This window comes from Streptomyces sp. NPDC001100 (assembly GCF_053598575.1).
Genome location: NZ_JBSFKO010000020.1, coordinates 132,975 through 150,739 on the forward strand (window position 1 = coordinate 132,975; position 17,765 = coordinate 150,739).

At 68.6% G+C, this 17,765-nt stretch carries 15 protein-coding genes, 1 pseudogene and 1 riboswitch; of the genes and pseudogenes, 7 read left to right on the forward strand and 9 right to left on the reverse strand.

What is annotated here, in order from left to right:
- The first annotated feature begins 14 nt into the window (after positions 1-14).
- Both ACWDEW_RS27835 and ACWDEW_RS27840 read left to right on the forward strand, forming a co-directional pair.
- On the forward strand, positions 15-200 hold the full coding sequence (locus ACWDEW_RS27835) for a hypothetical protein (RefSeq protein WP_450516006.1): 186 nt from the start codon (positions 15-17) through the stop codon (positions 198-200).
- 144 nt (positions 201-344) lie between these two features.
- A pseudogene (locus ACWDEW_RS27840) lies at positions 345-452 on the forward strand (hypothetical protein); the annotation flags it as partial.
- Positions 453-710: 258 nt separating this feature from the next.
- Here the strand turns inward: ACWDEW_RS27840 and ACWDEW_RS27845 are convergent.
- The 6 genes from ACWDEW_RS27845 to ACWDEW_RS27870 all read right to left on the reverse strand — a co-directional run bounded on the left by ACWDEW_RS27845 (position 711) and on the right by ACWDEW_RS27870 (position 6,172).
- Positions 711-1,043 carry a histone-like nucleoid-structuring protein Lsr2 gene (locus tag ACWDEW_RS27845; protein WP_450516008.1) on the reverse strand — a complete coding sequence of 111 codons (333 nt, stop codon included), beginning with the start codon at positions 1,041-1,043 and terminating at the stop codon, positions 711-713.
- Positions 1,044-2,122: 1,079 nt separating this feature from the next.
- Positions 2,123-2,434, reverse strand: coding sequence for a hypothetical protein (locus ACWDEW_RS27850; protein WP_450516009.1), 312 nt, complete (start codon positions 2,432-2,434; stop codon positions 2,123-2,125).
- A gap of 122 nt (positions 2,435-2,556) precedes the next feature.
- Entirely contained in the window at positions 2,557-2,730 is a 174-nt protein-coding gene (locus tag ACWDEW_RS27855; protein ID WP_450516011.1) for a hypothetical protein, read from the reverse strand.
- 665 nt (positions 2,731-3,395) lie between these two features.
- Positions 3,396-4,112, reverse strand: coding sequence for a ParA family protein (locus ACWDEW_RS27860; protein WP_450516013.1), 717 nt, complete (start codon positions 4,110-4,112; stop codon positions 3,396-3,398).
- A 189-nt stretch (positions 4,113-4,301) separates the two neighbouring features.
- Positions 4,302-4,889 (reverse strand): helix-turn-helix domain-containing protein, encoded by a 588-nt coding sequence (locus tag ACWDEW_RS27865; RefSeq protein ID WP_450516015.1) that lies wholly within the window; start codon positions 4,887-4,889, stop codon positions 4,302-4,304.
- The gene (locus ACWDEW_RS27870; protein WP_450516017.1) at positions 4,871-6,172 is read right to left on the reverse strand and encodes a helix-turn-helix domain-containing protein; all 1,302 of its coding nucleotides are present in this window, start codon (positions 6,170-6,172) and stop codon (positions 4,871-4,873) included. The genes ACWDEW_RS27865 and ACWDEW_RS27870 overlap by 19 nt, the downstream gene beginning before the upstream one ends.
- Before the next feature lie 610 nt (positions 6,173-6,782).
- Here ACWDEW_RS27870 and ACWDEW_RS27875 point away from each other — a divergent pair.
- Positions 6,783-7,847, forward strand: a complete 1,065-nt coding sequence (locus ACWDEW_RS27875) for a citrate/2-methylcitrate synthase (protein ID WP_450516019.1) — start codon at positions 6,783-6,785, stop codon at positions 7,845-7,847.
- Positions 7,848-8,425: 578 nt separating this feature from the next.
- Here ACWDEW_RS27875 and ACWDEW_RS27880 read toward each other — a convergent pair.
- Both ACWDEW_RS27880 and ACWDEW_RS27885 read right to left on the reverse strand, forming a co-directional pair.
- A complete protein-coding gene (locus tag ACWDEW_RS27880) occupies positions 8,426-8,662 on the reverse strand; it encodes a hypothetical protein (RefSeq protein ID WP_450516020.1) in 237 nt (78 codons plus the stop codon).
- A 277-nt stretch (positions 8,663-8,939) separates the two neighbouring features.
- Complete coding sequence (locus ACWDEW_RS27885; RefSeq protein ID WP_450516022.1) at positions 8,940-9,446, reverse strand: DUF6082 family protein; 507 nt, start codon at positions 9,444-9,446, stop codon at positions 8,940-8,942.
- Positions 9,447-9,769: 323 nt separating this feature from the next.
- Between ACWDEW_RS27885 and ACWDEW_RS27890 the strand changes: the two genes are divergently transcribed.
- A complete protein-coding gene (locus ACWDEW_RS27890; RefSeq protein WP_450516024.1) occupies positions 9,770-10,924 on the forward strand; it encodes a CobW family GTP-binding protein in 1,155 nt (384 codons plus the stop codon).
- 16 nt (positions 10,925-10,940) lie between these two features.
- On the opposite strand, the gene ACWDEW_RS27895 is transcribed toward ACWDEW_RS27890, so the two are convergent.
- A complete protein-coding gene (locus ACWDEW_RS27895) occupies positions 10,941-13,397 on the reverse strand; it encodes a DNA gyrase/topoisomerase IV subunit A (protein ID WP_450516026.1) in 2,457 nt (818 codons plus the stop codon).
- 333 nt (positions 13,398-13,730) lie between these two features.
- Here ACWDEW_RS27895 and ACWDEW_RS27900 point away from each other — a divergent pair, with 333 nt between their 5' ends.
- From ACWDEW_RS27900 to ACWDEW_RS27910, 3 genes are all read left to right on the forward strand, one after another.
- Positions 13,731-15,095 (forward strand): M16 family metallopeptidase, encoded by a 1,365-nt coding sequence (locus tag ACWDEW_RS27900; RefSeq protein WP_450516055.1) that lies wholly within the window; start codon positions 13,731-13,733, stop codon positions 15,093-15,095.
- The gene (locus ACWDEW_RS27905; RefSeq protein WP_450516027.1) at positions 15,092-16,480 is read left to right on the forward strand and encodes a M16 family metallopeptidase; all 1,389 of its coding nucleotides are present in this window, start codon (positions 15,092-15,094) and stop codon (positions 16,478-16,480) included. The genes ACWDEW_RS27900 and ACWDEW_RS27905 overlap by 4 nt, the downstream gene beginning before the upstream one ends.
- A 202-nt stretch (positions 16,481-16,682) precedes the next feature.
- Positions 16,683-16,846: riboswitch (cyclic di-AMP (ydaO/yuaA leader) on the forward strand.
- Positions 16,847-16,859: 13 nt separating this feature from the next.
- Positions 16,860-17,615: a M23 family metallopeptidase gene (locus tag ACWDEW_RS27910; RefSeq protein ID WP_450516029.1), complete on the forward strand. Its 756-nt coding sequence runs from the start codon at positions 16,860-16,862 to the stop codon at positions 17,613-17,615.
- The last annotated feature ends 150 nt before the right edge of the window (positions 17,616-17,765 follow it).

Here is a 17,765-nt window from a genome sequence, read left to right on the forward strand (position 1 = left end):
GAGCGGAGCACACATTGAAGCTGCACGACGCCCTCGACGCCCTCGGCCCTGTAGGCCTGCTTGTCCTGCTCGGCATGGTCCTGATTTTCGTAGGGGTGGTACTGCCGACGATCTGGTCGCGCCACGCCTACCGACGGTCCGCGGCCCGCACGACCATGAACGCTCTCCTCAAGGCCTTGCGCCTGCTCTACCCCTCCTGACGCCGGATCGGACTATTCATGGTTGGGCAGGGCATTGTGTTCATCCCGTGGCAGATACACGATCAAGTGAGAGCGCGCCCCGCGCCGTGAGCAGCGCGAGGCCGGACGGCAGCGCGGACTCGCCGCTCGGCCGCCGGCGCCGGACTGGCTGATCGAACGGGGCCGGTCCCAGCGCAACGCGGTGTATGCCACGTCGGCGGCTGCTGGAACGCAGGCTCGCGGTCCAAGGGCGTTGAGAGGGATCAGGCACTGCGTGCGCTCGCGGAGGGAGTCGATGCCTGCCCGCAGTGCCGGCCGGACACTGCGCTAGGGGACCGGCTGCTCACCTCGGTGGACGACGACACGCCACGACTGGGTCGGTGGCAGCTAAACCGCCCCCGGTACAAAACCCTGGGTGTCCGCCCTCGGGTTGGACCAAGATTCGGGAGAGGGCTGCGCGGTGCGGATCCGGAAGAGGAAGAAGAAAATTCCCCCCGGATTCGGTCCGGGGGGAATTCCGTGTTTCCGAGATCAACCGTTTGTCTTCGTGTAGGCGTCCCGGATGTTCGCGGGAACCCGGCCCCTGTCGTTGACGTCGAAGCCGTTCTCCTTGGCCCAAGCCCGGATAGCCGCAGTGTCCTCTCCACTTCTCGTGGCCCCAGCGCCGCGCCCGCGGGTCGAAGCCCTCCCGCCCGTCTTGCGGCCTGCCTCGATGTACGGCTTCAGGGCCTTGCGCAGCTTCTCGGCGTTCTTGTCGTTCAGATCGATCTCGAACGACTTGCCGTCGAGCCCGAAGATCAAGGTCTGGTCAGCGTCCCCGCCGCTGATGTCATCAGTGAGGAGAACGACCGTCTTCTGAGCCATCTGTAAATTCCCGCCTTCTGTATCTGCTGTATGGGTATGAAACCACAAACGTAAGGGACTCATCCCCTCGTTAAGATGATCGCGAGAGCATCAAGTAGACCTTTCCGGCATCCATGTCGAATACCTACCCTGTCGCGTCCGGTCCCTGGTCCTGCTCCCATTGTCCAAAGAACAGCTCTCGGAGGAAGTCGTCGGCGTCATGGTCTCCGGTTTCGGGCACCTTCAGTCACCACGCGTGGGCAACCTCGTCGTCGTGGAGCGGCCCAGACAGCTCAGCGATACGCCGCGTCTGAGAGGGCGTCAGTGCGACGTCAATCAACTCGTTCACTCCGAACCACATTTCCCGGTTCGGAGTGAAGGCGGACCAGCGGCGAGGAAGCGGACCCCGACCGACTTCTGTGCCCCTTGGCGGATACAGGATGACTGGACAGTCCCATGCCAACGTGATCACGTTCACCAGAGGGTGAGTGGGAGGCCAGCCTCCTCGGCGGCCCGGATGCGCTCCTCTATCTCTTCAGGTGACTCACCCGTTGCGAGCCCGGTTCGAATTGCGTGAGCGATGGCATGGGTGCGTCCCGCCGCCCCACGCGTATCCGCGAGCGGCCCATGGGGGTCGCGTCGCCGAAGAGACCACTCCGCTCGGTTTTCCGCTGCGGTTCCGAGCCTCAGATGGGACGGGTTGACACAACCGTGGAAGTCGCAGGTGTGGCACACGACGGGATCTTCGGCTGCAGTCCAACCCGGCCGCCCTATCACTCCATGGGCGAGCTGGAACGCGAACAAATGCGCGGGTACGGTTCCCCGACGGGACGGTCCGGGAAGGCTCGCGGCACGGAAGGACCCATGTCCTGTCGAGCTGACGGCGTTTAACCACGGCCAGCACTGGCCCACCGATCGGACGTAGCGTTTGGCTTCGAATCGTGCGACAACGTCCTCGTCGATGAGCCAGGACTGCCAGAGTTCCGCGGGGACCCGAACGGGTACCGGTTTCCCGAGGAGCGAGAGTTGCTCAGCAGTCGACCGTGTCTGGCAGTGCTGGGAAGCGATGTCCTCCAACAGAAGTTGGTACTTGGCTGTGCTCACGTGGCGTCTGCCTGAGCGGGTTTGAGGTCAGGCGGGTATCCCTTGGCGCGAAGGAACGCGTCGAGTGCCAGCGCGACGATGTCACCGTGCTGGATTCCGTGGTCCGCGTGGTACCGCCGAATGCGCCGCTGAATTTGGAGATCGTCGGGGACGGCGTAGTTGATTTGCCCGCGGCTGGTGTGCCGGGCCTTGATGATCTCCAGAGTGTCTACGTGAGGAGCCAAGGGGTCGGCGGATGAGTCGGACTGCGCTTCGAGAGCGTCAGCCACGGCGCGCAGTTGATGAGCGTGGTGCGAGAGGTCGGGCACGGAGCACTCCGATTGGATCCACTAGGCGGCTAGCTAGCCGCCTAGTGGACTAGTGGAATAGTCGGGCGGGCGGGTGGCCGCGAGCGAGACGAGCGTTCGCGGCCACCCCGGGGTCGCGTGTGTCAGAAGCCGCGTGCGGTGAGCCACTCGTCCAGCGCGACCGAGACGATGTCACCGATCGGCAGATGATCGAGCTCGTTGTCCAGGGCGAAGCGCTTGATCCGCCTCTTCAGCTTCAGCGCGGCGGGGACCGACGAGTCGAGGCTCTCGCGCGTGATCATGCGCTGGTTGAGCACGACAGCAGCCTCGGGAATGTCCTTCGGACGGCCCGGGCCGTGGGCGTACGGCTCTCCCTGTGCGGCTTCCTGAGGTCGAGCTTGCTCTTCCTGGTGACCCGCAGGGCTGTCAGACCTCAAGGGGAATGTCGAACCGGCTGCCGCCGCAGGATGCGCCGTACGGACGGCCAGTTCGGCAGCCGGAGCCGTGCTGGGCGCCCAGGAAGTGATGGGCGAGGGCGCCGGCTGGGAGGTGGGAGCGGCCGACTCGGCGGGCTGATCGGCAGACGCTTCGGGTTGTACGGGTGCTGTCGACTGCTCCACCGGTTCCCTGACGGATTCCGTGCCTGCCTCGCGCTCTGCGGTGGCTGGAGCAGTCGGCGCACTCGCGTCAGTTTCCTTCACGGGTTCCCCCGGCACGAGCCCGGCGCCGGGCTGAATGGAGGGCTCCGAGGCCTGGTGCACCGTCACAGTACGGGCCTGCACTGTTCCCTCGGCGGGAGCGACGGAGGATGCGGACTGCGCAGCGGCACTGGGCTTCCTCTGGTCGGTGGCCTGTTCGGCGGCGAACTGCTCGGGGGTGAGCTCGGCAGACGGGGGAGCCGGAGGAGGGGACGCCGTCGTCTTGGTTGCGCCGAGGGCGCGACCGGGACGGCGGGGCGGCTTCGGCCTTTCGTTCTTCTCAGTCATGGTGCGGTCAGCTCCTTCATCAGCTCGACGTACTCGCTCAGGTCGGTCGGGATCTCGCCGAAGGCCTCCATGTAGTGCACCCAGGAGTGGATGACGGTCTCGGCGAGCGGGAACGGCTCATCGCGGTCGGGCCCGATGCCCTCGCCCTTGGCGGGGTCCAGGAGCTTGTCCTTCGCCGTGCCGGGCAGGCTGGTGCGGTCATCGGCCTTCACCAGCACCACGTGGGCTGTGACGTCGCGCTCGTTGCGGGCGGCGGCGCGCTCGGCCTCGTCGAAAGTGGCCACGAGCTTGCGGCGCTCGATCTTGGTGGGTGCGACGGGCACGAGCAGGAGGTTCGCTTCGGTGACGGCCTCGTGGAACAACTTGGCGCTGCCGCCGCCGGCGTCGACCACGATCGCGCCGAACTCGGCGCGCTTCTCACAGATGTATTCGGCGATGTCGTCGAACGGGTGCCGCTCGATCACCAGGTTGGCCGGGATCTCGAATCCGGCGGCTTGGGCGACCTTGAACCAGTCGTAGGCGGACTGGCTGGTCGCGTCGGCGTCCAGCAGCAGGGTGGGCAGGCCGAGGACGACGGCGTAGTAGAGGGCGATGAACCAGGCGGAGGTGGTCTTGGCGGTGCCGCCCTTGAGCATGCCGACGACGATGACGAACGCGTCCCAGACGCTCGCCGTGGCCGCGGCCAGGGTCTTGTGACGGATGTTCTCGTTCACGTGTGCTTGATCTCCTCAACATTAAATGGGGTGTTGATCTTGGTCGGGCTGTCGACGGCGTCGACACGTTCTCCGGGGGTTGCCAAGCGGAGGGAGGAGCCCTCGGCACGCCGCCGTGGCTGGGATGGTGAGCGGGTGGGCACTTGAGGCGAACGGCTCCGCCGGGAGGAGCCGCAAGAGGGCAGGGGTTCATGACCGCCTCTGCGTCCGGCTAGCGGGTCCATGGCGGTGCTTGGCCCGCATACGAGTGCCTGCCTGGTGCAGGAGCCGGTAGACCGTGCCGATGGAGTACCTGCACTCCTGCGCAAGTTCCGGGACCGTGGCACCCGCCTCGTACTTCGCCCGCAACGACTGTGCGAGCTTCTGCCGCTCGGCGGCACGCGCTGCGAAGCGGATCTGCAGCGTCTGCTGCGTCGTGCGCACGGTGCCGCCGGCCTCGACGAGCAGGCCTCGCGCGACGGTCCTCGTCTCTCCTGCGGCTGACGCGAGTTCGGTGAGGGTCGCGCCGTGCTTCTCATAGAGGACGCGCAGATGGACGGCGAGACGCCGACGCGCTTCCGGATCCGCGCGCATCCGGCGGGTCTGCCACGAGGTGCGCATCACGGTCCCGGCCTCGCGTAGCCGGTTGAGGAGAGTGCCGTACGACAGGCCGCTGGCAGCCATGAGCTCCTGGACCGTGGCACCGGACTCATACCGTTCACGCAGAGACTGCGGGGCCCGTATTTCATCGTCGGCGGGTGTGCACGGGGGTTGTGAGTTCATGCTGCGGACTCCCATTCGCTGAGGGCTTCGGCATGGGCGGCGGCCAGTTCGTCGTAATTGCGCTGGTCGGCAGGGGTGATGAGGATCAGGCGGCCGTCAGTGGCGATCCGCCAGTCCGGGGAGGGCTGTCCGGTGACCGGATCGAGGACGAATCCGTTGCGGGCCTGCACGGTGGAGGGGATCTCGTCTGGGCGCGGGGCCGGAACGAGGATCTGGCGGCCGTCGCGGACGATCACCATGGCGCTGCTGCGATGTCCCGCAAGCCGGTCCAGCGTCATCCGGTACGCCGACCGCTCGGCCGCGTGCAGTGCCCTCCGGCGTGCTGCGAGGCCCGCGGTTGCGTGATGAGTGGCGACCGCGTCCCAGCCACGTGAGAGCACAACGTGCGGGGCGGTAACAGCCTCCGGGAGGCTGTTACCGAAGCCTTCGAGGGCGCGGGGGGCCAGGATCCAGGTCTCGCCGATGTGGTGCACGAGGCCGTGGCTAGTGAGGCGGTCGAGGGCGCGGTAGACGGTGGCGCGGGAGACGGACGAGGTGATGACGAGTTCACCGACGGTCTGGGCCGGGCGTGCATGCAAGGCTCCGATGATCATGAGAGCGGAACTGCCCAGCGCGCCGTGGGCGAAGGCGTCGTGGGCCATCAGGTGGGCGATGACGGTTGAGTCGACATCGGCCGTAAGGGCTGTCTCAGGGGTGGTCCACTCCTCAAGTGCCGGGGAGGGGGGGAACTGAGTGGTCTGTGTGTGAGAAGTCCAGCTGTCTGCCGTGCCGTTGAGACCGTTGCCGAGGTACCAGGAGGAGCCCTCCGTGCCGCGTCCGACCTTCAGCCGGCGCAGCCACCCCCCGGGCTTCAGGACCCTCTCGTACGCGTGGCGGAGCGTCTGCCGGGAGATCCCGGCCTCCTCGGCGGCCTGGCGCTCGCTTGCGGCGTGCAGACGGCCGCCGGCGGCCTCGGCGAAGTTGAGATGCGCCCGCAGCACCCGCAAAGCGGTGCGTCCCCGCTCCCCACGCCAGGGCGTGACCTCGATGCGGTCACGGAGGGCCGCAAGGTCTTCGTGCACGTCCTGGCGCGACGCGACTCTCACGGTGCTGGTGACCGTGGCGCTGGCGTTCCTCCACACGCGCTCGATGTAGGCGAGGGCACGGGCCTGGCCGGAGCGGAGAGCGATGTACTGTGCGTGCCTGCCGCCCTCGTGATCCGGATGCAGGAGGAGTTCCGTCAATTGGCTGACGGTTCCGCCGGCCCGGGCCACGTGGCAGGCGATGGCCGCCGTGACGCGGTGACCGTGCTCGGCCACGCCCGTCCGGACCTGACGCAGGACTACGTGTCCTTGACGATCGAGCCGGCTGTAGCTGCCTGAGGCGTAGCGGCCGGTGAGGTCTCCGAGAAGGACCAGATCAGCCGCCGTCCGCGGGAGCTTCGCGAGGCCCTGCCGCGTGGTGTGGGGGCCTGCGACTGCCTCTGGCTGGGGTGAAGCATGCTGCGAGTAGTGCGGAGTCGGTATGTCGTATGGCATTCTGAAGGCGTCTCGCAAAGACGTGGACGCCACCCAGGCCGGCTAAAACCAGGGGTGGTGTCCGGAACCGACCTCCAATCGGTGCCAACGAAGCCTCCAGGATTTCCGGTCCTGGGGGCTTTCGTATGCCTGGCTCCGACGAGAGGCAGGCTTTCCCATCGCGGCTCGACCGGGGCGAAGCGAAGAGCGTCGAGGTGTTGCCCTGATCGAGCCGGCCAACTCGGGTCCGCTCGGAGCCAAAATCAGAGGGATCGCCTCTGACTGCCTCCGAGCGGCCCGGGTCGAACCGGGGTCGAATCAGAGCGTTTCCCTCTGACTGCCTCCGATCGCCTCTGCGACCCGTCCTAGCAGGTCACAACCGTTTCGGCCTTCATAAGTCCAGGTCAGAGCGGTGCACCGAATTTACCGCCAGTACTCCGCCGTCGAGCTCGCGCGGACCCGCGGCTTCGAGGACGTCTGGCATCTCCTGGCCCACGGCGACCTGCCGGACGCCGAACAGAGTGCCGCCTTCGCCGCCGAGACCGCGGCACTGCGCAGGCTGCCCGACGGGGTGCGGGCCGCGCTGCCCGCCGTGGCGGCGGCGAGCAGGACGTCCGGACCGCTCTCCGGCATGCGCACGGCGCTGTCGCTGCTCGGCGCCGCGAAGGGTTTCCGGCCGGTGTACGACATCGACGCGGATGCGCGCCGCAGGGACACCCTTGTGGCTTCGGCCGCCGTACCGACACTGCTGACCGCGCTGTACCGGCTCGGCAAAGGGCTCGACCCGGTGGAGCCGCGCGAGGACCTCTCCTTCGCGGCCAACTACCTCTACATGTTGACGGGTTCGGAGCCGGACAAGCAGCAGACCAGGGCGATCGAGCAATACTTGATCTCAACCATTGACCACGGATTCAATGCGTCAACCTTCACCGCGCGGGTCATCGCATCGACGGGTGCGGATGTGGCGGCCTGTCTGGTCGGAGCCGTGGGGGCGCTCTCGGGCCCGTTGCACGGCGGTGCGCCCAGCCGCGCCCTGGACACCCTGGACGCGATCGGCACCCCGGACCGTATCGACCCTTGGATCCGTGAACGCGTCCTCGCCGGCGACCGCATCATGGGCTTCGGCCACGCGATCTACCGCACGGAGGACCCGCGCTCGCGGATGCTGCGCGAGGTCGCCCAGCAGTTCGGTGGGCCTCGGGTGGAGTTCGCGGTTGAGGTGGAGCGTCAGGTTGAGGCCATCCTCGCGGAACTCAAGCCGGGCCGCGAGCTGCACACCAACGTCGAGTTCTACGCGGGGCTGGTCATGGAACTGTGCGGGCTGCCGCGGGAGATGTTCACTCCTACGTTCGCGGCGGCGCGGGTGGTGGGGTGGGGTGCGAATGTGGTGGAGCAGGCGGAGGATTCGAAGATCATTCGGCCGGTGGCTCGGTATGTGGGGGTGGGGGCGCCGGTAGTGGTGCCGGCGATGACTTGAGGCAAGGCTGGCTCCCCGGGGGCGGCCTGCGTTCGCCGCTGGTGCGGCGGTGGGCTGTGTTGCTTCCTGTCGCGTCGCGCGTGTATCCATTAAGGGACACACGAAGGCCTCGTCCTGCCGTCGGCTAGGACTTTGAGGACGAGGCCCTGGTGGTGGACGTGGGCCTTGGCCGATCACTCAGCCGGGGCCCTCGTGCTTCAGACCCACGGGCAGTGCTGGATGATCCACGCGATCACAAGGAAGATCTCGCAGGTCGCGCACACACGCTCCGATGAGACGTGCTGCCGTACATGGATCCGCCACCGGTCCGTCCGCTTGCGCTTCAAGACCGGCTCCCTCCCGGCCCAAAGGCCCTGGGTGTGCGGGATGGCGTCCCGCGCCGCCGAGTCCACGGTTGTGTCCTCACGTGAGGGACGCGGCTCGTGAACCCAAGCGGGACGGAGGGGAGTTGACGGGTTGGGCTCAGATGAAAGATGAGGCCTGTGGCCGGAGACCCGGCACCGCAGGGTGCCGGGTTCTCTATGTGCAAGTCCTGGGTGTGAACTGAAGGGGGAGACGTGCCTTGATGGTCGTAGGTGTCAGGCGTCGGGGATGTCCTGTTTCGCGCGAAGCAGGGTCTCGCGACTGATGACGACGATGCGCTCGTAGTCGGCACGTGCGGCGTCAGGAGGGAGCTCGGAGTCGAGTTCCGCAGTCGCTTCGCGCCCGATGACGGCGAAGTCGCCGTCACTGAGCTCGAAGATATCGGGGCAAGTCTGGCCAGTGGCGCTGCCTCGCTCGCGAGGCGAAGCCCCGACACGTCGCACGATTCTCACGTAGTGTTACCAATCTTACTCGGAGTGTTCTCCGAGTGTGGCTCCTTGTGGCTCGGAGGGATGGGGACTCCGAGCGGTGCGGCACCCCGGGCAGGTGTGGCGCCGGAACCGCAGGTCTCCGAGCGTGAAGGGTGTTCGTCGGAGTGCCCGGAGGGGGCCAGACGACAAGGTAGACCATTCCGCGACTCGTGGTGGGCCGGTTAACAGCAAGCATTCAGGTGAACTCTGCCGTCTGCTCTTGACGGAGTGCTTTCGGGGCGTTGGGACCCGTCTGCGGTCACGGTGAATCGCCCGGCGTCTCCCCGACGACCCACCACTCGTCGGTGTCCGAGTCGTCGAGTTCCTGGATCAGTTCGTCCATGACGTGGCCGAGCCCCGCCTCCTCGGAGGCGTCAGGCAGGCTCTTCCGGTGGTGCTCGGTGGCTGCCCAGTATTCGCGGAAGACCGGGTTCTGGCACATGACCCGGAAGTGGCCGTGCAGCTCGGCCAGGGACAGGGCACCGATTCGGTGGTAGTGCAGGGCGTTCACGTAGAGCGCGTTCGCGAAGAGGTACTGACGCTGCTTCTCGGGCGGCACGGGGGTCTCGTACGTGTCGAGGACGCTGGCCAGGGCCGGGTCGTCCATGGCTTTGCACAGCAGGGCGAAGTGGAGCCGGTGCTGTTCGGCGAGGGCCGCTTTGTGCCGACGGCGTGAGACCGGCCCGGCAAGGGGCGCGGCGACGGCCGCGACCCAAGCTCTGACGGCTGAGCCGAGCCTTCGCATCCCCACGTTCCGTGTGGCCATGTCAATAACCCCCGAATCAGGCGGCCGTCCGCCGGTCGTCGGGGTGCGGGTCGACTGATGGGGACCGGCGAGCGATGGGCGGCGCTTGCCGTCTCCCAGAGTGCCGAGCGGCTCTGATCGGCAGGGAGGCGGAGAGGAGGCGCACGGAGGGAAGCGAGGGTCGCACGAACCGGCGCCTTCCCCAACGTGTGCCCCGCAAGGAGTGCTAACAATCGTTCACTTAGCGGCGATTCTTCCGGCTCGTATCCTGGGGCGGCATTCAACCTCCGTACGTGCAGCCGGACGCGATCCGGTGCACGCGTCGGCGTGAAAGAGGTCGCACGTTGAGCCCGCAGAACCCGAGCGCGCACCCGAGCCCGAGCGAGAGCGGGGCGCCGGTTTCAAGCCCCCCGCAGATCCCCGTCGTCGTCCTCGCCGGATTCCTCGGTTCCGGCAAGACGACCCTGCTCAACCACCTCCTGCACCGCAGCGGAGGCAGCCGTATCGGCGCCATCGTCAACGACTTCGGGGCGATCGAGATCGACGCGCTCGCCGTGGCCGGGGCCCTCGGCGACTCGACCGTCTCGCTCGGCAACGGGTGCCTGTGCTGTGCCGTCGACGCCAGTGAACTCGACGTCTATCTGGAGCGGCTCGCCCACCCCTCCACCGGTATCGACGTCATCGTCATCGAGGCCAGCGGACTCGCCGAACCGGAGGAACTGGTGCGCATGCTGCTCGCCAGCGAACACCCGGGGATCGTCTACGGCGGACTCGTCGAGGTCGTCGACGCCGCCGAGTTCGACGACACGCGCGCGAAGCATCCCGAGATCGACCGGCATCTCGCCCTCGCAGACCTCGTCGTGGTCAACAAGCTCGACCGGGCGGCAGCCGATGCCCCGCGCGTCCTCGGACTCGTCCGCTCCCTCACCGACGGGGCCGCCGTGGTGCCCGCCACCTACGGCCGTATCGACCCGGAGTTCCTCTTCGACTGCAGGCCAAGCGAGGAGCGCGTCGGACAGCTGACCTTCGACGATCTGCACCAGCACACCGGCGACGAGCACGACCATGCCGGCCATCTGCACACCGCCTACGACAGCCTCTCCTTCGCCTCCGAGGTGCCCATGGATCCGCGCGGGCTGATGGGGTTCCTGGACAGCAGGCCCGAGGGGCTCTACCGGATCAAGGGGTACGTCGACTTCGGCGCCCACGATCCGCGCAACCGGTACGCCGTGCACGCCGTAGGACGGTTCCTGCGGTTCTATCCCGAGCCCTGGGCGAGCGGGGACGCCCGGCTCACTCAGCTCGTGCTGATCGGCACCGGTCTCGAACTGGCCGCGCTCGGCAAGGAGTTGGAGGCGTGCCAGGACGGCGACGCCCCACACGCCGACGAGCACGGCATGTGGGGCGTCCTGCGTTACGTACAAGAACCGGAGGATCAGGAACCGGAGGATCAGGAACCGGAATCCGAGCCGGAACTCGACCCCTACTCGGAACCGTAGGGGTCGAGGGCGCGGGCTACACCGGCCCCGCCACCACCGACACCGTCTTCGGCAGCGACACCCCCGAGCCGTCGCGCCGCGGGTCCATCTCCGGGAGTTCGGCGGGTGTGCCGTCTCGCTGGGCGGCCTTCGCCGGTACGGCGCCCGCCCAGGCCAGGGACAGGCAGTCCTCGCCCTTCAGGAAGCGCTGGCAGCGGACGCCGCCGGTGGCACGGCCCTTGCGGGGGTACTGGTCGAACGGGGTCAGCTTGGCCGTCGTCTGGACCGAGTCGTCCAGGGTGCCGCGCGAGCCCGCGACCGTGAAGACGACCGCGTCCACAGCGGGGTCGACCGCCGTGAACGAGATGACCTTCGCGCCGTCCGTGAGCTTGATGCCCGCCATGCCGCCGGCCGGGCGGCCCTGGGGACGCACCTGGGAGGCCTGGTAGCGCAGGAGTTGGGCGTCGTCCGTGATGAAGACGAGGTCCTCCTCGCCGGTGCGCAGTTCGATCGCGCCGACGATCCGGTCGCCGTCCTTGAGCGTGATGACCTCCAACTCCTCCTTGTTCGTGGGGTAGTCGGGGACCACGCGCTTGACGACGCCCTGCTCCGTGCCGATGGCCAGGCCCGGGGACGATTCATCGAGCGTTGCCAGGCAGACGACCGTCTCGCCCTCGTCCAGGGAGACGAACTCCGAGACCGGCGCACCGCCGGAGAGGTTCGGCGCGGACGCCGTCTCCGGGAGTTGCGGGAGGTCCACGACGTTGATCCGCAGGAGGCGGCCGGCCGAGGTGACCGCGCCCAGTTCGCCGCGGGCCGTCGCCGGGACCGCCGAGACGATCACGTCGTGCTTGACGCGCCGTGCGTCGGCGTCCTCCGGGAAGGGCTCGCCGTTCGCCGTACGGGCCAGCAGGCCCGTCGAGGAGAGCAGGACCCGGCACGGGTCGTCGGCCACCTGGAGCGGCACGGTGGCGTCGGGGGAGCCCGCCGACTCCAGCAGGACCGTACGCCGGTCGGTGCCGAACTTCTTGGCCACCGCGGCCAGTTCGGTCGAGACCAGCTTGCGCAGTTCGGTGTCCGACTCCAGGATGCGGGTCAACTCCGCGATCTCCGCGTTGAGTCGCTCCATCTCCGACTCCAGCTCGATCCGGTCGAACCGGGTCAGGCGGCGCAGGGGTGTGTCCAGGATGTACTGCGTCTGGATGTCGCTCAGCGAGAAGCGGTCCATCAGGCTCTGCTTCGCCTGCGCGGAGTTGTCGCTGGAGCGGATGATCCGGATGACCTCATCGATGTCGATGAGCGCGGTGAGCAGGCCCTCGACGAGGTGGAGGCGGTCGCGCCGCTTGGTGCGGCGGAACTCGCTGCGTCGCCGTACGACGTTGAAGCGGTGGTCGAGATAGACCTCCAGGAGTTCCTTGAGGCCCAGCGTGAGGGGCTGGCCGTCGACCAGTGCCACGTTGTTGATGCCGAAGGACTCCTCCATCGGCGTCAGCTTGTAGAGCTGCTCCAGGACCGCTTCCGGTACGAAGCCGTTCTTGATCTCGATGACCAGGCGCAGACCGTGCGCGCGGTCGGTGAGGTCCTTGACGTCGGCGATGCCCTGCAGCTTCTTCGCGCCGACCAGGTCCTTGATCTTGGCGATCACCTTCTCCGGGCCCACGGAGAAGGGCAGTTCGGTGACGATGAGGCCCTTGCGGCGCGCCGTCACGTTGTCCACGGTGACGGTGGCGCGGATCTTGAAGGTGCCGCGGCCCGTCTCATACGCGTCCCGGATGCCCGTCAGGCCGACGATCCGGCCGCCCGTGGGCAGGTCGGGGCCTGGGACGTGCCGCATCAGGGTGTCCAGGTCCGCGTTCGGATAGCGGATCAAGTGGCGGGCTGCCGCGATGACTTCGCCCAGGTTGTGCGGCGGCATGTTGGTGGCCATGCCGACGGCGATGCCCGACGAGCCGTTCACCAGCAGGTTCGGGAAGGCGGCGGGCAGGGCCACCGGCTCCCGCTCCTGGCCGTCGTAGTTCGGGGCGAAGTCGACCGTGTCCTCGTCGATCGACTCGGTCATCAGGTTCGCGGCCTCGGACGGCCGGCACTCGGTGTACCGCATGGCGGCGGGCGGGTCGTCGTTGCCCAGCGAGCCGAAGTTGCCGTGGCCGTCGGCCAGGGGGACGCGCATGGAGAAGGGCTGGGCCATGCGCACCAGGGCGTCATAGATCGACGCGTCGCCGTGCGGGTGCAGCTTGCCCATGACCTCGCCGACGACACGCGCGCACTTCACATAGCCGCGGTCGGGGCGAAGGCCCATCTCGTCCATCTGGTAGACGATCCGGCGGTGGACCGGCTTCAGGCCGTCCCGGGCGTCCGGCAGGGCCCGGGAGTAGATGACCGAGTAGGCGTACTCAAGGTAGGAGCCCTGCATCTCGTCGACGACGTCGATGTCGAGGATCCGCTCCTCGAACGAGTCGTCGGGCGGCGGGGTCTTCGTGCTGCGGCGGGCCATCGCTGCCGGCTCCTCTTTTCTGGTCGCTCGCCTGGGGGTCGCTCCCCTTCGGCTCACTCTTGCTGAAGCGTGAACGGGGTCTTGACGTGAACCATTGTGGACCGCGGCACTGACAACGCGGACCAGGACCCGGCGTTGGCCGCTCGGCTCCGTCACCGACGGCTGCCGCGTGGGTCCACGTGTGCGACTGCCCGCAGGCTACGCGATCTCGCTCTCGGCGTACGTCCGCCGGGAACTTCGCCGACGGTCCGCACGCTTGCATACAGTGGCGGGACGAGCAGGATTTCTGCGGTTCCAGCCAGAGAATCCGCGATCGAAGGGACGTACATGCCCATGGGTCACACGGCCACCGCCGAGGCAGGGTCCGGCGGTCTGACAGCGACCGAACACCGTTTGGCCAACGGTCTGCGCGTGGTGCTCTCCGAGGACCACCTGACCCCGGTCGCGGCGGTGTGCCTCTGGTACGACGTCGGTTCCCGCCACGAGGTCAAGGGGCGTACCGGCCTGGCTCACCTCTTCGAGCACCTGATGTTCCAGGGCTCCGGACAGGTGAAGGGCAACGGACACTTCGAACTGGTGCAGGGCGCGGGCGGTTCGCTCAACGGCACCACCAGTTTCGAGCGCACCAACTACTTCGAGACCATGCCCACCCACCAGTTGGAGCTCGCCCTCTGGCTGGAGGCCGACCGCATGGGTTCCCTGCTCGCCGCCCTGGACGACGAGTCGATGGAGAACCAGCGGGACGTCGTCAAGAACGAGCGCCGCCAGCGCTACGACAACGTGCCCTACGGAACGGCGTTCGAGAAGCTGACCGCCCTCGCCTACCCGGAGGGGCACCCCTATCACCACACGCCCATCGGCTCGATGGCGGACCTGGACGCGGCCACCCTGGAGGACGCGCGCGCGTTCTTCCGCACCTACTACGCGCCCAACAACGCCGTCCTTTCCGTGGTCGGCGACATCGACCCCGAGCAGACACTCGCCTGGATCGAGAAGTACTTCGGGTCCATCGCCTCGCACGACGGCAAGCCCGCGCCCCGTGACGGCTCACTGCCCGACACGATGGGCGGCGAACTGCGCGAGGTCGTCGAGGAGGAGGTCCCGGCCCGCGCCCTGATGTGCGCCTACCGGCTCCCGGAGGACGGCACGCGCGCGTCCGACGCGGCCGACCTCGCCCTCACCATCCTCGGCGGCGGCGAGTCCTCGCTCCTCTACAACCGCCTCGTACGACGCGACCGTACGGCCGTCGCGGCCGGCTTCGGGCTGCTGCGGCTGGCCGGAGCGCCCTCCCTGGGGTGGCTGGACGTCAAGACGTCCGGGGACGTCGAGGTGCCCGTCATCGAGGCCGCCATCGACGAGGAGCTCGCCCGGTTCGCCGCGGAGGGCCCCACGGCCGAGGAAATGGAGCGCGCTCAGGCCCAGTTGGAGCGCGAGTGGCTGGACCGGCTCGGCACGGTCGCGGGCCGCGCGGACGAACTGTGCCGGTACGCCGTCCTGTTCGGCGACCCGCAGCTCGCCCTGACCGCCGTACAGCGCGTCCTGGACGTGACGGCGGAGGAGGTCCAGGAGGTCGCCAAGGCGCGCCTGCGGCCCGACAACCGCGCGGTGCTCGTCTACGAGCCGATCGCGGACGAGGATGCCGACGACGACGAAGCAGCGGCCGAGGCCGGCGACGAGAACGAGGAGGCGGCCAAGTGACCGAGCTCGCCACGATGGAATTCCACCCGCAGCCCCAGGCGGGCGAGGCCAGGCCGTGGGCCTTCCCGGCGCCCGAGCGCGGGACGCTCGGCAACGGCCTGACCGTCCTGCGCTGCCACCGCCCCGGCCAGCAGGTCGTCGCCGTCGAGGTGCTCCTCGACGCGCCCCTGGAGGCCGAACCGTCCGGACTGGACGGCGTCGCCACGATCACCGCGCGTGCCTTCTCCGAGGGCACCGACAAGCACTCCGCCGAGGAGTTCGCCGCCGAGCTGGAGCGCTCCGGCGCCACCCTCGACGCGCACGCCGACCACCCGGGCATCCGGCTGAGCCTGGAGGTCCCGGCCTCGCGCCTGGCCAAGGGCCTCGGTCTGCTGTCGGACGCCCTCAGGGCGCCCGCCTTCGCGGACAGCGAGGTCGAGCGGCTGGTCCGCAACCGCCTCGACGAGATCCCGCACGAGACGGCCAACCCGTCCCGCCGCGCGGCCAAGGAGCTCTCCAAGGAGCTGTTCCCGGCGAGCTCGCGCATGTCGCGCCCGCGCCAGGGCACCGAGGAGACCGTCCAGAAGATCGACTCCGGGGCCGTACGCGCCTTCTACGACCGGCACGTTCGCCCCGCGACCTCCACCGTCGTGGTCGTCGGCGACCTCACCGGCATCGACCTGGACGCGCTGCTCGCCGACACTCTGGGCTCATGGACCGGCTCCACCGCCCAGCCGCGCCCCGTGCCGCCGGTGACCGCCGACGACAGCGGGCGGGTCGTGATCGTGCACCGGCCCGGCGCCGTCCAGACGCAGCTGCTCATCGGCCGCGTCGGAGCCGACCGGCACGACCGCGTGTGGCCGGCCCAGGTACTCGGCACGTACTGCCTCGGCGGCACCCTCACCTCCCGCCTGGACCGCGTCCTGCGCGAGGAGAAGGGCTACACCTACGGTGTGCGGGCGTTCGGCCAGGTGCTGCGCTCGGCACCGGACGGCACGGGCGCGTCGATGCTCGCCATCAGCGGCTCCGTGGACACCCCGAACACCGGTCCGGCCCTGGACGACCTGTGGACGGTGCTGCGCAAGCTCGCCGAGGGCGGACTCACCGACGCCGAGCGGGACATCGCCGTACAGAACCTCGTCGGGGTGGCGCCGCTCAAGTACGAGACCGCGGCCGCCGTGGCGAGCACGCTGGCCGACCAGGTCGAGCAGCACCTGCCCGACGACTACCAGGCGACGCTGTACCGGCAGCTCGCCGCGACCGGCACCGTGGAGGCCACCGCGGCGGTCGTGAGCGCCTTCCCGGTGGAGCGTCTGGTGACGATCCTCGTCGGCGACGCGGAGCAGATCAAGGAGCCCGTCGAGGCCCTCGGTATCGGCGAAGTGACCGTCGTTCCGGCGGAGTAGCCGCAGGAGCGGCACGCGCGCGTGGGGAGGCCCTGGTGACTGAAGCGTCACCAGGGCTCCCTATTGTCCGAATTGAGGGAGAGGTTGCCCGTCTGCCCTGTGGCATGCGCAACAAAACCCGTGATCCGTTTGGGGATTGAAAGTGGCCCCCCTTAGCGTCGGTCCGGCTGTCCGTCAGGCACCGCGCCGCACTCGCGGCACCGGACAGTCATCGCCGAGTCCCCGTACGGCGCGAGCCAGGGGAGCCGGGGACCCACATGAGTCCCTGGGGTGAATCGGACGCCCGCGCGCGTGGCGGGGGAGTCCGTAGGAGACCTTCCTGCTCCGAACCCGTCAGCTAACCCGGTAGGCGAGAAGGAAGGAAAGGACCAGCCACTTCATGGCGTTCACCCGCGCCACCGGGAAGCACCGTCGCCCGAGCCGGACCCACCGCACCACCGTTCGCGCCGCGAGTGTCGCGGCTCTCGCCACCTCCGGCGTCGTAGGCACCCTGGCCGCCGCCCCGGCGTTCGCCGCGGAGCCCGCCCCCGAACAGACCGGACTCACGCCCGTCGTCGCCATCGGCGACTCCGTGGCCCAGAAGATCGACGCCCAGGCCGTCGCCCAGCAGCAGGCCGCCGCCGAGACGCTGGCCGAGGAGACCGCCCGCGCCAAGGCCGCCGCCCAGGCAGAGGCGGCCCGTGAGGCCCAGGCGCGCGCCGCCCGCGAGGCCGAGCGCAAGAGGCTCAACACCTTCGTCGCGCCGGTCGCCAACTCCTATGTGTCCACCGGCTACAAGACCGGCGGCTCCCTGTGGTCCTCCGGCGCCCACACGGGCATCGACTTCCACGCCTCGACCGGCACCAGCGTCCACGCGGTGGGCTCCGGCACCGTCGTCGAGGCCGGCTGGGGCGGCTCGTACGGCAACGAGGTCGTGATCAGGATGGCCGACGGCATGTACACCATGTACGGCCACCTGTCGTCCATCGGCGTCTCCGTCGGCCAGAAGGTCACCCCGGGCCAGCAGATCGGCCTCTCCGGGGCGACCGGCAACGTCACCGGACCGCACCTCCACTTCGAGGCCCGGACGACCGCCGAGTACGGCTCCGACGTCGACCCCGTCGCCTACCTCCGCAAGCACGGCGTCAACGTCTGACGACGCACCAGCGCACTTCCCGGAGCCCCGGCCCGTCGGCCGGGGCTTTCGGCGTTTCCGGACCCCTCCTGTCCAAAAAATATCCATGGATTCCGGTCCGCCATCGGAAATTCACGCTGATTGCAATAGAGTCACGGAACACACGTCAAT